The sequence below is a fragment of the Actinospica sp. genome, from assembly GCF_035552695.1.
Lineage (GTDB): Bacteria > Actinomycetota > Actinomycetes > Streptomycetales > Catenulisporaceae > Actinospica.
This window is the reverse complement of record NZ_DASZKT010000280.1, coordinates 21977-35786: the sequence shown is the minus strand read 5'-3', so window position 1 is coordinate 35786 and position 13810 is coordinate 21977. Positions and strand designations below refer to the sequence as shown.

General features: G+C 69.6%; 14 protein-coding genes. 10 read left to right on the top strand and 4 right to left on the bottom strand.

From position 1 onward, the window contains the following. Both VG296_RS32630 and VG296_RS32625 read right to left on the bottom strand, forming a co-directional pair. On the bottom strand, positions 1-195 hold a 195-nt coding region (locus VG296_RS32630), incomplete at its 3' end, for an LLM class flavin-dependent oxidoreductase (protein WP_325572281.1). A 63-nt stretch (positions 196-258) separates the two neighbouring features. Continuing rightward, entirely contained in the window at positions 259-1335 is a 1077-nt protein-coding gene (locus tag VG296_RS32625; RefSeq protein WP_325572443.1) for a LacI family DNA-binding transcriptional regulator, read from the bottom strand. Between the two features lie 191 nt (positions 1336-1526). Between VG296_RS32625 and VG296_RS32620 the strand changes: the two genes are divergently transcribed. The 4 genes from VG296_RS32620 to VG296_RS32605 all read left to right on the top strand — a co-directional run bounded on the left by VG296_RS32620 (position 1527) and on the right by VG296_RS32605 (position 5486). Then, entirely contained in the window at positions 1527-2621 is a 1095-nt protein-coding gene (locus tag VG296_RS32620) for a substrate-binding domain-containing protein (protein WP_325572441.1), read from the top strand. A gap of 24 nt (positions 2622-2645) precedes the next feature. Continuing rightward, positions 2646-3686 (top strand): ABC transporter permease, encoded by a 1041-nt coding sequence (locus tag VG296_RS32615; RefSeq protein ID WP_325572439.1) that lies wholly within the window; start codon positions 2646-2648, stop codon positions 3684-3686. Continuing rightward, a complete protein-coding gene (locus tag VG296_RS32610; protein WP_325572436.1) occupies positions 3683-4474 on the top strand; it encodes an ATP-binding cassette domain-containing protein in 792 nt (263 codons plus the stop codon). The genes VG296_RS32615 and VG296_RS32610 overlap by 4 nt, the downstream gene beginning before the upstream one ends. A 73-nt stretch (positions 4475-4547) precedes the next feature. Continuing rightward, positions 4548-5486: a carbohydrate kinase gene (locus tag VG296_RS32605; protein WP_325572434.1), complete on the top strand. Its 939-nt coding sequence runs from the start codon at positions 4548-4550 to the stop codon at positions 5484-5486. Here the strand turns inward: VG296_RS32605 and VG296_RS32600 are convergent. Then, on the bottom strand, positions 5425-6462 hold the full coding sequence (locus tag VG296_RS32600; protein ID WP_325572432.1) for a LacI family DNA-binding transcriptional regulator: 1038 nt from the start codon (positions 6460-6462) through the stop codon (positions 5425-5427). The genes VG296_RS32605 and VG296_RS32600 overlap by 62 nt on opposite strands. Before the next feature lie 171 nt (positions 6463-6633). On the opposite strand from VG296_RS32600, the gene VG296_RS32595 reads away from it, so the two are divergent. Genes VG296_RS32595 through VG296_RS32570 form a run of 6 tightly spaced genes read left to right on the top strand, consistent with a single transcriptional unit; the run spans position 6634 to position 12309 of the window. Beyond that, positions 6634-7878: an amino acid ABC transporter substrate-binding protein gene (locus VG296_RS32595; protein WP_325572445.1), complete on the top strand. Its 1245-nt coding sequence runs from the start codon at positions 6634-6636 to the stop codon at positions 7876-7878. A gap of 15 nt (positions 7879-7893) precedes the next feature. Next, the gene (locus VG296_RS32590; RefSeq protein ID WP_325572430.1) at positions 7894-8775 is read left to right on the top strand and encodes a branched-chain amino acid ABC transporter permease; all 882 of its coding nucleotides are present in this window, start codon (positions 7894-7896) and stop codon (positions 8773-8775) included. Continuing rightward, positions 8772-9743 carry a branched-chain amino acid ABC transporter permease gene (locus VG296_RS32585; protein ID WP_325572428.1) on the top strand — a complete coding sequence of 324 codons (972 nt, stop codon included), beginning with the start codon at positions 8772-8774 and terminating at the stop codon, positions 9741-9743. Before VG296_RS32590 ends, VG296_RS32585 begins: the two co-directional genes overlap by 4 nt. Further along, entirely contained in the window at positions 9740-10522 is a 783-nt protein-coding gene (locus tag VG296_RS32580) for an ABC transporter ATP-binding protein (protein WP_325572426.1), read from the top strand. Before VG296_RS32585 ends, VG296_RS32580 begins: the two co-directional genes overlap by 4 nt. Beyond that, positions 10519-11235 (top strand): ABC transporter ATP-binding protein, encoded by a 717-nt coding sequence (locus VG296_RS32575; protein WP_325572424.1) that lies wholly within the window; start codon positions 10519-10521, stop codon positions 11233-11235. The genes VG296_RS32580 and VG296_RS32575 overlap by 4 nt, the downstream gene beginning before the upstream one ends. Positions 11236-11247: 12 nt before the next feature. Next, positions 11248-12309 carry an alpha/beta hydrolase family protein gene (locus tag VG296_RS32570; RefSeq protein ID WP_325572422.1) on the top strand — a complete coding sequence of 354 codons (1062 nt, stop codon included), beginning with the start codon at positions 11248-11250 and terminating at the stop codon, positions 12307-12309. Positions 12310-12316: 7 nt separating this feature from the next. On the opposite strand, the gene VG296_RS32565 is transcribed toward VG296_RS32570, so the two are convergent. Continuing rightward, on the bottom strand, positions 12317-13771 hold the full coding sequence (locus VG296_RS32565; RefSeq protein ID WP_325572420.1) for an NAD-dependent succinate-semialdehyde dehydrogenase: 1455 nt from the start codon (positions 13769-13771) through the stop codon (positions 12317-12319). Positions 13772-13810: the final 39 nt, after the last annotated feature.

Here is a 13810-nt window from a genome sequence, read left to right as displayed (position 1 = left end):
CGCCAGCAACGTCGTCGGCGAAGAAGGCACGAACGGCGGATTGTGATGCTCACCCGTCGCGAACACATCCAAACCCACCTCCTCCGCCTTCCGCGCAATCGCCACCATCGCCATGATCCGCTCATGCTCCGACGGCGCACGCCCGGTGGTCGGGTCAACGCTCACGTCCCCCACCGTGAAGATCCCGAACTGCACGCAACTCACCCTCTCGCGGTTGTTGACGATTCAACTATACCGCGAACGCGACACGTCCACGCGCTATTCCGGGCCAGGGATCTCGCCGGAGCCGCGCCGCATGAGCAGGCTCGGAATGACATGCACCTCCGCCGGGGAGCGGTCGCCCTCGAGGCGGGCGAACAGCAGTTCGGCGGCGATCCGGCCCATGTGGGCGGGCTGCTGGGCCAGTACCGTGACGCCGGGGTCGAGGAGTTGGGCGAGGGGGAAGTCGTCGAAGCCGACGATGGCGACGCGGTGGTGCAGGCCCATGCGGTGCAGCGCCTCGACCGCACCGATGGTGACGAGGTTCTGGCTGGTGAACAGCGCCGTCGGCGCGTCGCGCCGGCTGAACAGCGCGGCGGCGGCCTGGTCGGCGGCCTTGGTCGTGCGCAGTCCGTGGATGACGTCCGCCGGGTCCACGACGTAGCCCTTCGACTCGGCCGCGCGCATCGCGTCGCGGTAGCCCGCGAAGCGTTCGCGGGCGGTCATCAGCGAGTCCGTATCTCCGAGATATGCGATACGGCGGTGACCTGCGGCGATGAGGTGTTCGACGCCGGCCTTGGCGGCTTCGCGGTTGTCGGTGACCACGGCGTCGCCGATCAGCGGGGTCGGGAGTCGGTCGACGAAGACGACGGCGGTGCCGGCCTCCTGCTCGGCCACCAGGTAGCGGTGGTCGGTGCTGGCCGGGACGACGATCAGCCCGTCCACGCGCCTGGCGACGAGGGCGCGGACCATGCGGCGTTCGCGCTCCGGGTCCTCGTCGAGGCTTGAGCTGAGCACGAGCACGCCGTGCCGCGCCGCGTAGTCCTCCACCGCGCGGTGCACGGCCGCCGAGAAGGGGTTGCCGACGTCCTCGACCAGCAGGCCGACGGTGTGCGTGCGGCCGTCCGCGCGGCGCAGGTTGCTGGCCGCGAGGTTCGGCCGGAAGCCGAGGCGGTCCATGGCCGCGTGCACCTTGGCCACCAGTTCGGGGGCGACCGTCGGCACCTCGTTCACCACCCGGGACACCGTCTTCAGACTGACCCCGGACAGCGCGGCGACCTCGCGCATGGTCGGCCGCTCGCGGGGCGCCGGGGGCGCGGCGGCGGACGTCTCGGATCCCGGCACGGCTTCGCTCACGCCATGACCATACAACGCCTGCCGTGCCGCCGCGCAGCAGGCCTGCGGACCGTGAGTCTCACGTTGTCTCGATCCGATCACGCCCCCTTGACCCCATTTCAAACCCGCCCTACCGTGGCTGGCCGAGACAACGTTGTCCGGCGATGGCCCGCCCCAGCCCGGCGGCCGCGCCCGAACGGAAGGCACAATCCGTGAAGCTCAAGCAGTCACCGCGCACCCTGCTCGCCCTCACCGCCCTGGCCGCGACCGCGTTCGGCGTGTCGGCCTGCGGCAGCGCCGCCGGGAGCTCAAGCTCCTCCGCCGGGATCGGTGTGACTCTGGTTCTCAAGACCCTGAGCAACCCGTATTTCGTCACGATGGAGCAGGACGCGAAGGCGGCCGCGACCAAGGACGGGGTGAACCTGACGGTGGCCGCCGGCACCTCGGACGGCGACACGCAGTCCCAGATCACCGCGATCGACGACGCGATATCCCGCGGCGACAAGGGGATCCTGATCACCACGAACGGCAACGCAGTCAACGCGGCGCTGAACCAGGCGCGCCAGGCCGGGCTCTACGTGATCGCGCTGGACACGGCGCCGACCCCGGCGAGCGTCGCCGACATCACCTACGCGACCGACAACACCGCCGCGGGCAAGCTCGACGGCCAGGCGGCCGCGGCCACCCTCGGCGGCAAGAAGGCCGTGATCGCGATGCTCGACCTCTACAGCACCCAGGTCGTCTCGGTGGACATCGACCGCGACCACGGCTTCCTTCAGGGCATGGGAATCAACCCCGGCAGTTCGACCCAGAACGGCCAGGAGGCCAAGTCCGGCAGCTACACCGGCGGCACGGGCGGCAGCTACCAGATCGCCTGCCAGCAGCCGACCCAGGGCGCCGTGGACGGCGGCCGCACCGCGATGGAGGACTGCCTGTCGGCGAACCCGAGCATCAACGTCGTGTACGCGATCAACGAGCCGGCCGCCGAGGGCGCGTACGCCGCGCTGCAGGCCGCGGGCAAGACCTCGAGCGTGAAGATCTACGCGATCGACGGCAGCTGCCAGGGGGTCGGCTTCGTCTCGTCCGGCGAGTTCGCGGCCGACGCCGTGCAGTACCCGGGCAAGATGGCCTCCCTCGGCGTCGACTCGATCGCCAAGCTGGCCAAGGGCGGCTCGAAGCCGTCTGCGAGCTCCGGCCTGGACTTCTACGACACCGGCACGGCCCTCGTCACCGCGAGCCCGATCAGCGGAGTGACCACCGAGACCGTCTCGCAGGGCAACGCGTCCTGCTGGGGCACGGCGAGCTGACGCACAGGAATCGAGAACAGAGCCATGAATTCCACCCCCGCTCCGGTGCTCGAGCCGGCCGAGACGGTCACCGACCTCTCGGCCCGGCGCGGGCACTCCCCCGCCCAACGCCTGCAGCACCTGCTGCACCGCCGCCCCGCGCTGAGCCCGCTCGCGGTGCTGATCGTCTCCATCGTGATCTTCAGCCTGGTCAACGCGCGGTTCTACAGCGCCGTCAACCTCTCGCTGGTCGCCCAGCAGACCGCCGTGGTCGGCTCGCTCGCGGTCGGCCAGACGCTGATCATCCTGACCGCCGGCATCGACCTGTCCGTCGGCTCGATCATGGTGCTGGCCTCCTTCCTGGCGGCCAACCTCATATATACCGACCACACCTCCGTACCCGTCGCGCTGCTGGTCGCCGTGCTCGTCGCGGTGGCGGCGCAGGCGATCAACGGCCTGCTGGTCACGAGGATCAAGCTGCCTCCGTTCATCGTCACGCTGGGCACCTTCAACGCCTTCACGGCGATCACGCTGATCTACGCCAAGGGTGAGACGATCACCCTGAATCCGGGCTCGGGCCTGCTGTGGACGGGGCAGAGCTTCCTGGTCGGCAACTTCCGCGTCACCTATGGCGTGGTCCTGATGGCAGTGCTCTACATCGTCGTCGCGTACGCGCTGCGCTGCACCGCGTGGGGCCGCCACCTGTACGCCACCGGTGACGACGCCGAGGCCGCGCGGCTGGCCGGTATCAACACCAAGCGCGTGCTGCTCAGCGCGTACCTCGTGGCCGGACTGGTGATCGCCGTCTCGGCGTGGATCCTGGCCGGACGCGTCGGCGGCGCGGACCCCAACAGCGGCCTGAACGCGAACCTGGAGTCGATCACCGCCGTCGTCATCGGCGGCACGAGCCTGTTCGGCGGACGCGGCTCGCTGCTCGGCAGCCTGCTCGGCGCGTTGATCGTGCAGGTCTTCGACAACGGGCTCGCGCTGGCCGGCGTCGATGCGAACTACCAGGTCCTCGCGGTCGGCATCCTGGTGATCGCCGCGGTCTCGGTGGACCAGTGGATCAGGAAGGTGAGGGCATGAGTACGACTCCTGTTCTGCAGGCCAAGGGGCTGGTCAAGACCTACGGCCGGGTCGTCGGCCTGTCCGGGGTGGATCTGGAGCTCTACCCGGGCGAGGTGCTGGCCGTCATCGGCGACAACGGCGCGGGCAAGAGCACGCTGATGGCCTGCCTGTCCGGCGCGCAGATCCCCGACGAGGGCACGATCCTGGTCGACGGCGAGCCGGTCAAGCTGCGCAGCACGGCCGACGCGCGCCGGGTCGGCATCGAGACCGTCTACCAGAACCTCGCGGTCGCGCCGGCGCTGGACATCGCCAGCAACATGTTCCTGGCCCGCGAACGGCGCCGCGGCGGCCTGCTCGGCTCGGTGCTGCGGATGCTGGACACCAAGGCGATGAAGCAGGAGGCGGCCGAGGAGCTGGCGAACCTCGGCATCAGTACCCTGCAGGACGTGGACCAGGCCGTCGAGACGCTCTCCGGCGGCCAGCGGCAGGCCGTGGCCGTGGCCCGCGCGGCGGCGTTCGGCAGCAAGGTGCTGATCCTCGACGAGCCGACCGCCGCGCTCGGCGTGCGCGAATCGGGCCAGGTGCTCAAGCTCATCAGGGAGCTGCGGGACAAGGGCCTGGGCATCATCCTGGTCAGCCACAACATGCCGCACGTGTTCGAGATCGCCGACCGGATCCACATCCAGCGGCTCGGCGGCCGCGTCGGCGTGATCACCCCGACGTCGCACAGCATGAACGACGCGGTCGCGATCATGACCGGCGCACGCAGGCTGGAAGACGTGCCGGATACCGCGGGAGCGTCGTGAGCGAGCTTGCGAGCGAACCATTTGACACAGTGCTTGAGGGAACGCTTCCACCGAGCGCCGGCGAGGCGGAAGCGTGAGCTCTTTCGCAATACTCGGCGAAGCTCTCGTCGACCTGCGTATGGTCGCCGGAGCCGAGCCGAAGGAGAAAGACCACCCGGCCGCGCGCAGCTACACGGCGCAGCCGGGTGGGAGCCCGTTCAACGTGGCGATAGGGCTGGCCCGTCTCGGCCACCGTGCCGAGTTCGTCGGCCGACTCGCGCAGGACGCGCTCGGCGGAATCCTGCGTCGCCACGCGCAGCAGTCGGGCGTCTCGCTGGAGCTGTCCGGCAGTTGGTCGGGCCCGACTCCAGCCGCTCTGTTCGACCTGAATGACGACGGCTCGGCGCGGTACGAGTTCCATCTCGGAAACGTGAGCGAGTCGCTGTTCGCGGCGTCCGACGCTGACCGGATCGACCCGTCTGCCGTGGCCGCCGTGCACTTCGGCTCCATCGCGTCCTGGACGACGGGCAGCGCCGGGTCAGTCCTCGAAGCGGTCGTCCGGCTCCGCGAAAGCGGCGTGTTCGTGAGCTACGATCCGAATATCAGGAGCATGCTGATCTCGGATAAGCCGGAAGCGCGGGACCGGGTCGAGGCGGCTGTCCGCCTCAGCGATCTGGTCAAGGCGAGCGTGGAGGACATCGAGTGGCTCTACCCGGAGCTCGGTGCGGTTACCGTGGCCCGGCGATGGTTGTGGGCGGGGGCGTCCACGGTCGTCGTCACGCTCGGCTCCGAGGGCGCCGACTGCTACACGAATGGCGGGAAGCTGCACGGCAGCAGCGCTCCTGTCGAGGTCGTGGACACGGTCGGCGCGGGTGACGCGTTCATGGCCGGACTGCTCGACGGGCTCGTCGGACGCGGTGCCAGGGAGATCACTCAGCCCTTGCTCGACGCCGCGTGTGCGTACGCCGCGGCTACCTGCGCCGTTCCCGGTGCGGATCCACCGTGGCGGTCGATCCCCGCACGCACAGCTTGAGCGGAAGGATGATCGAGCGGGGGTGGCGGCCGGGGTCGCGCAGCTCTTCAAGAAGGAGCCGCGCGGCCTCGGCGCCGATGTCGTATTGCGGGATGCGGACGCTGGTCAGCGGAGGGCTGACGCGGTCGATGAACGGAATGTCGTTGAAGCCGACGACGCTCACGTCCTCCGGGCAGCGCAGGTTCCGCTGCGCCAGCGCGTCGTAGCAGCCGAGCGCGAGCAGGTCGTTGCCCGCGAGGACCGCCGTGAACTCGGCGCCTGAGTCGAGCAGGCGGCCCGCCCCTTCGGCGCCCGCGACCTGCGACCACTCCTTGCAGGTCACGATCCGCTCGGGCGCGACTTCGAGCCCGTGGTCCTCCAGCGCCTGACGGAAGGCGCGCAGCCGGGTGACGCCGGTGGAGAGGTCCTGCGGACCGGCGAGGTGGGCGATCCTGCGGTGGCCGAGTTCGACGAGATGGCGCATCGCCAGCGCCACGCCTGACACGTCGTCGGGGGTGACCGAGGGGACGTCCGCACGGCCGGTCCTCCGGTTGACCAGGACCAGCGGTACGTCGGCGGCGTCGAGTTGGTCGATCAGCGGGTGTTCGAGGCGTGCGGTGGCCAATACGAAGCCTTCGACGTTGCGGGCGCGCATCGCCTCGACCGTGGCGGCCTCGCGCGCGGGATCGTTGTCGGTGTTGGCGATCCAGGCGTTGTAGCCGATCGGCAGCAGCACGTCCTCGACCCCGCGCACGATCGGCGGGAAGAGCGGGTTCATCAGGTCGGGCACGATCAGTCCGATGCTCGCCGACCGCGCGGTCTTCAGGCTGCGCGCGACCGGATTGACCCGGTAGCCGAGCGCGGCGGCCACCCGGTCCACGCGCTGCACCGTCTCCCGGCTCACCAGGTGCCGGGTGGCCGGGTTGAGCGCGCGGGAGGCGGTGGCTGCGTGCACGCCGGCGCCTTCGGCCACGTCGCGCAGGGTTGGTCGTCGCACAAGCGCATTGTACGGCGAACTCGGAGCCATTGTGCCGCAATCGATTGCGGTTGGGGCAAGCGCACGAAAAGACTGCGCCGCGCGCTCTTGACGCACCTGCTCCGGCTCGCGACACTGCGACCGATGCAATCGATTGCTGGACCTAGAACGGAGGGAGATGAGCGGGGCTTGGTGCCACGAAGAGGCGTCACGAGCGCCCTTGTCGCGTTTTCACTGATCGGATTCTGCGCCGCGTGCAGCTCCTCCCCCGGAAGCGGGAACGGCTCGACGAAGGGGCCGATCACGATCGGCGTCTCGCTCTCGCTGACCGGGGACTTCTCGGCCGACGGCCAGGCCTTCCAGCAGGGCTACCAACTCTGGGCGAAGCAGGTCAACGCCTCCGGCGGCCTGCTGGGCCGTCAGGTGAAACTCGACATCGTCAACGACGCGAGCAGCCCGGTCCAGGTGGCCACCAACTACCAGAAGCTGATCAGCGTGGACCACGTGGACCTGGTCTTCGGACCCTTCTCCACCTCGCTGACCGAGGCGTCCTCGCAGGTCGTCGCGCGCTACGGATACGCGTTCGTGGAGGGCGCCGGCGGCGGCCCGGCCGTGTTCACCCGCGGCCTGCACGACGTGTTCGACGTGAGCCTGCCGGTCGCGAACAACCTGGTCAGCTTCGCGAAGTGGATCGCCGCGATGCCCGCGTCCACGCGCCCGGCCACCGCCGCGTACGCCACCGAGGACGACCCGTTCACCGCGCCGCAGCTGCAGATCGCGCGCGGAATCCTGGAGAAGGCCGGCGTGCGCACGGTCTACAACCAGACCTACCCCTCGGAGACCACCGACTACGGCCCGATCGCGACCGGCATCATCGGCGCGAAGGCGGACATCGTGCTCGTCGGCACGCTGCTGCCGGACGTCACCGCGTTCATCAAGCAGTTCGTCCAGCAGAACTATGATCCCAAGGCTCTGATTGCCACGGCCGGTCCGGATCAGGGTTCGCAGTTCATCCAGAACGTCGGCGCGAACCACACGCAGGCGATCATGGTCCCGAACGAGTGGTATCCGACGTCCACCGCGCCCGGCAACTCGGCCATGGTCGCCGCGTATCTCAAGGCCTACGGCGGCAACGCGCAGGACATCAGCGCCGACGTGGCCGAGGCGTACTCGGTCGGTGAGGTGACTGCTCAGGCGGTCACCGCGGACGGCGACCTGAACCAGACGCAGCTCGTCGCCGAGCTGCACAAGGGCACGTTCAGCACGGTCCAGGGCGCGGTCGCCTTCGACTCCACCGGACAGAACGTCAAGGCGTTCGCCTACATCTTCCAGTGGCAGAACGGCGCCCTGGTCCCCTTCCAGCCGAACTCGGCGGACACGCTGGAGCCGGTCGCCCCGGCCACCTCGCCGATCATCTATCCCAAGCCGGCCTGGTAGCGGAAAGGAGCGGCCGTGGGCACCGAACTCGCGAAGGCGGTCGTCGACGGCGTGCTGACCGGCGGCGTGTACGCGCTGATGGCGGCCGGGCTGACGCTGATCTTCGGAGTCATGGAGATCATCAACATCGCGCAGGGAGTGATGGTCGTCCTCGCCGCCTACCTCAGCTACACGCTCCAGGTGCACGCCGGCATCGACCCCTTCGTCGGGCTGCTCATCACCATCCCGGTCATGTTCCTGATCGGGGTGGCGATCGAGTGGGTGTTCATCAGGAGGCTGGCGCCGCGCGACCGGACCGCCCTGTCGATCCTGGCCACGTTCGCGGTCGCGATCATCATCGAGGGCATACTCACTCAGGCCTACTCGGGCGACCTGCGCAGTCTGGACGCCTGGTATGTGGAGCGCTCCGTGCACCTCCTGGGCTTCTACCTGCCGTACATCTACCTGTTCGGATTCGCGCTCGCCGTGGTTCTGCTCGCGGCCCTGTACCTGTTCGTCTCCCGCACGCGGACGGGATACAGCATCAGGGCGGCGATGCAGAACCGCGCGGGCGCGCAGCTCGTCGGCATCGACATCGACCGGGTCTCGGCGATCACCTTCGGCATCGGCGCGGCGGCCACCGCGGCGGGCGGCATGGTCTACGGCGCGACCAACACCTTCAATCCCGATTCCGGCTACGACCTGATCTCGCGGCTGCTGGTCATCGTCGTGCTCGGCGGTCTCGGGAGCATCGGCGGCGCGCTCGTCGCGGCGATTCTGGCGCTGGTCATCGAGGACGTGACGGCCGTGCTGTGGTCGCCGGTCTGGGCGAGCACGATGTTCTTCGCGGTCCTCGTGCTCGTGCTCGTCTTCCGGCCCACGGGCCTGTTCGGCCAACGGGCGGTGCGTGCGCAATGACCGTGGTCCTCGCCCGCCGCGCCGTCATCGTCCTGGCGCTGGCCTGCGCGATCGGATTCCCGTTCGTGTTCAGCAATCCGGCGACCACGTCGATAGCCTTCTTCACGGTGCTCTATGTGGCCGCCGCTTCGGCCTGGAACCTGTTCTCCGGCTACAGCGGCTACATGGCGCTGGGCAACGCGGTGTTCTACGGCAGCGGCGCGTACTTCATCGCGAACGTCACGAACCATCTGAACCTGTCCGGCGGCATGGGGATCTTCGCGTGGGTGCCGGTCGCGGGCCTGTTCGCGGGCATCGTGGCGATCCCGGTCGGCTGGCTCGCGCTGCGCACGCGACGGCACACGTTCGTCGTCATCACCATCGCGATCTTCTTCATCTTCCAGCTGCTCGCCTACAACCTGCAGTCGGTCACGAACGGCTCGGCGGGTATGCAGCTGCCGCTGCCGCCCTGGCTCGCCGCGACGTACAACGACTACTTCTACTTCGCCGCGCTCATCGCCGCCGTGATCGCCATCGTGGTCTCGTGGGCCGTTCGCCGCTCCCATTTCGGCCTGCAACTGCTCGCCATCCGCGACGACGAGGATCGGGCGCGCGGGCTCGGCGTGCGCACGGGGCGGGTGAAGCTCACGGCGTTCGTGCTGAACGGCGTGCTCACCGGCGTGTGCGGCGCGATCTACGCGTACTACCTCGGCAGCGTCTACCCGCCGTTCGCGTTCGAGGCGATCTTCGACCTGACGGTCGCGCTGATGGCGTTCCTCGGCGGCCTCGGCACGGTCAGCGGCCCGGTGATCGGCGCGCTGCTACTCGAACCGCTGCAGCAGTACCTCACGCAGCAGGTCACGGCCGCGGGCCTGTCACTGATCTTGTTCGGCGCGCTGTTCCTGATCGTGATCGGGTTCCTGCCGCACGGAATCGTGCCCTCGGTGGAACAGTTGGTTCGGCGTCTGAAGGCGGCGAGATCTCGATGAGCGCACTGCTTGAGGTACGCGGCGCCACGAAGAGCTTCGGCGGGCTGCAGGCTCTCGACGACTGCTCGTTCGTCGTCGAGGAGGGTTCGATCGCGGGCCTGATCGGGCCGAACGGATCCGGGAAGACGACGATGTTCAACGTCATCACCGGCTACGAGCGGGCCGACGCCGGAAGCGTGCTGCTGCAAGGGAATGCGATCACGAACCAGGCTCCGGGTCGGATCTGCTCGCTCGGCATCGGACGGACCTTCCAGCTCACGCGCGTCTTCTCCCGGCTGACGCTGATGGAGAACCTCCAGGTCGGACGCGCCGGGGTGCCGCGCGCACGGCGTCAGGAGCTTTACAGCGAGGCACGCTGCCTGGAGCTGCTGGACTTCGTCGGCCTCGCGGCGATGGCACGCGTATCGGCGGGGACGCTCTCGTACGGCCAGCGGAAGCTCGTCGAACTGGCCATGGTGCTCGCGCAGGATCCCCGGGTCGTGCTGCTCGACGAACCGGCCGGCGGGATCAATCCGCTGCTGATCACCCAGATCGGCGAGCGCATCAGGGAGCTGAATCGTCGCGGCGTGACGTTCCTCGTGGTCGAGCACAACATGGAGTTCGTGATGGGCCTGTGCGACGTCGTGTGGGTCATGGAGCGCGGAACGGTCATCGCGCACGGCGAGCCCGAGCAGGTGCGCAGCGATCCGCGCGTGCTCGACGCGTACCTCGGCGGGTCCCTCGACGAGGACGAGGACGAAAACGAGAACGAGGACGAGCAGGAGGAGGCCGCGCGATGACCGACCTGCTCGAACTCCGCGGCGTCTCGGCGGGCTACGGCGGCAGCGACGTGCTCCGCGACCTGTCGATCGCCGTCCCGGCCGGCGGCGTGACCTGCATCGTCGGGCCGAACGGAGCGGGCAAGTCGACGATCCTGCGCGTGGTCAGCGGCCAGCTCAAGCCGCGGCGCGGATCGGTGCTCTTCGACGGGGTGGACATCGCCGGGCGTTCGACGCGGCAGATCCTCGGGCTCGGCATCGTCCAGGTCGCGCAGAACCACACGCTGTTCCCCGAGATGACCGTCCGGGAGAATGTGGAACTCGGCGGGTTTCTCATCCGGAGCCGAGCGGAGGTCGCGCGGCGGCTCGACCGCGTCACGGAGCTCTTCCCCATCGTGCGCGACCGCGGAACGGACAGGGCGGGCTCGCTCTCCGGCGGCCAGCAGCGGCTCGTCGAGTTCGCCAGATGCCTGATGCTCGAACCCAGACTCGTGGTGTTGGACGAGCCCTCGATGGGGCTCGATCCCAAGACCCTGCGACTCGTTCTGCGGCAGGTGCGCACGATGCGGGAGTCGGGGCGGACGGTTCTGCTGGTCGAGCAGAACGTGCGCGCCGGCCTGTCGCTGGCCACGCATGCCGTCGTCGTCGAGAGCGGCCACGTGCAGCTCGAAGGCACCGGCGCCGACCTGCGCAACAGCTCGGAGGTCGCGCGTCTTTATCTCGGGGTACATTGATTTGGAGGCAGCATGGACGACCTGGTCGCCTCAGCCATCTCGAACTGGGCGCCGCGCTTCACCACGAACGGCGTGGCGGTATCAGACTTCGAACGCATCACGAGCGGCCTCGAACACTGGTCCGACTGGTGCGAGGCGTGGAGCGCGGTGGCGGCCGAGCACCGCCTGCTCGCCGAGGAGGCGGAGGCCGATTCGCGGCTGCGCTCGGCCGGGCAGCATTTCGCGCAGGCCGCGGTCTACTACCACTTCGCCAAGTTCCTGTTCGTGCAGCACCCGGCGCAGATGCGTGCCGCGCACACCGAGGCCGTCCGCTGCCTCGACGGCGCGCTGCCGTACCTCGACCCGCCGGGCCGGCGCGTGGAGATCCCGTACGACGGCTCCCGACTCGTCGGCGTGCTGCGGCTGCCGACCGGCCAGGGACCGCACCCGCTGGTCGTGATGATTCCGGGCCTGGACTCGACGAAGGAGGAGTTCCGGACGACCGAGGCGCTGTTCCTCGAGCGCGGCGTCGGCACGTTCAGCGTGGACGGGCCGGGTCAGGGCGAGGCCGAGTACGATCTGCCGATCCGGGCCGACTGGGAGAAGCCCGGCGCCGCGATCATCGATGCCGTCACCCGCATCAAGGGGGTGGATCCGCAGCGTATCGCGGTCTGGGGCATCAGCCTCGGTGGATACTACGCGCCGCGCGTCGCCGCCGGTGACGAGCGCGTGAAGGCATGCGTCGCGCTCGCCGGCCCGTACAACCTCGGCGCCTGCTGGGACGAACTTCCCGCGCTGACCCGCGAGGCCTTCCGGGTTCGCTCGCATCTGCCGAACGCCGAGCAGGCCCGTGCGTACGCCCGTTCGCTCGGGCTCGACGGCCACGCGCCGTCGATCCGTTGCCCGCTTCTCGTCGTCGCGGGCAAACGCGACCGGCTCTTCCCCTGGCAGGACGCCGAGCGTCTCTCCGCCGAGGCCGAGGGCCCGACGACCTTCCTGCTGCTGGAGAACGGCAACCACGGCTGCATGAACGTGGCCGCGCTGCACCGCTATAAGACGGCGGATTGGGTCGCCGAGCAGCTGGGCGCCGGATGACGGCTCGTCACCACTGCACGGCGATGTACTTCGACTCCAGATATTCGAGCATTCCTTCGTGCCCGCCCTCGCGGCCGATCCCGCTCTGCTTGACGCCGCCGAACGGGGCCGCCGGGTCGCTGACCAGCCCCCTGTTCAGGCCGACCATGCCCGCCTCGAGGGCCTCGGCGACGCGCAGGCCGCGGGCGAGGTCGCCGGTGTAGAGGTAGGAGACGAGCCCGAACTCGGTGTCGTTGGCCGCGGCGATCGCCTCCTCGTCGTCGTCGAACACGACGATGGGGGCGACCGGGCCGAAGACCTCCTCGCCGAGGATCGGGTTGCTCTTGCGCACGTCGGTCAGCACGGTGGGCTCGTAGTACCAGCCGCGGCGATCCGGGCGGGCTGCGCCGATCAGCGCGCGGGCGCCGTCGTCGAGGGCGCCGGTGACCAGTTCCTCGACCTTCTCGACGGCGGCCGGGTTGACCAGCGGGCCGAGCTCGGTCGACGGGTCGGTGCCCGGGCCCACCACGAGGCGGCCCATCGCCTCGGCCAGCCCGCGGGAGAACTCGCCGGCGACACGTCGGTGCACGTAGAAGCGGTTCGCCGCGGTGCAGGCCTCGCCGCCGTTGCGCATCTTGGCGATCATCGCGCCCTGGATGGCGGAGTCGATATCGGCGTCGTCGAAGACCAGGAAGGGGGCGTTGCCGCCGAGCTCCATCGAGGTGTTCACGATGGTGTCGGCGGCCTCGTGCAGCAGCGAGCGGCCGACCTCGGTGCTGCCGGTGAACGACAGCTTCCGCACCCGCGGGTCGTGCAGCATCGCGGAGACCACAGGGCCGGACTTGCGCGACGGGAGCACGTTGACCACGCCCGCGGGCAGGCCCGCCTCCTCCAGCAGCGCACCGATGGCGAGCGCGGTCAGCGGCGTGTCGCTCGCGGGCTTGAGCACCATCGAGCAGCCGGCGGCCAACGCGGGGCCGATCTTCCTGGTGGCCATCGCGGCCGGGAAGTTCCACGGCGTGACCAGCACGCATACGCCGACCGGCTGACGCAGCACGAGGATGCGGTTGCTGCCGGACGGGGCCGTGCCGAGCTCGCCGAAGCCACGCACGGCCTCCTCGGCGTACCAGCGGAAGAACTCGGCCGCGTACGCCACCTCGCCGCGGGCGTCGCGCAGGGCCTTGCCGTTCTCCAGCACCATCAGGTACGCGAGTTCCTCGGCGTGCTCGGTCATCAGCTCGAACGCACGGCGCAGCACCTCGGCCCGCTGCCGTGGCGGGGTCGCGGCCCACCCCGGGCCCGCGGCCGCCGCGGCCTCGACCGCGCTCAGTCCGTCCGCCACGCTGCCATCGGCCACCTGGGCGATGACCTCGGCGGTCGCGGGGTCGTAGACGTCGAAGGCCGAGCCGTCGGCCGCGTCCCGCCGATCGCCGCCGATCAGCAGTTGCGTGGGAGCGAGCTTGAGGGCACCGGACTGGTCCATGCGATCACCTCGGCGTTGAGGAGCGGGCGCGGTTCACAA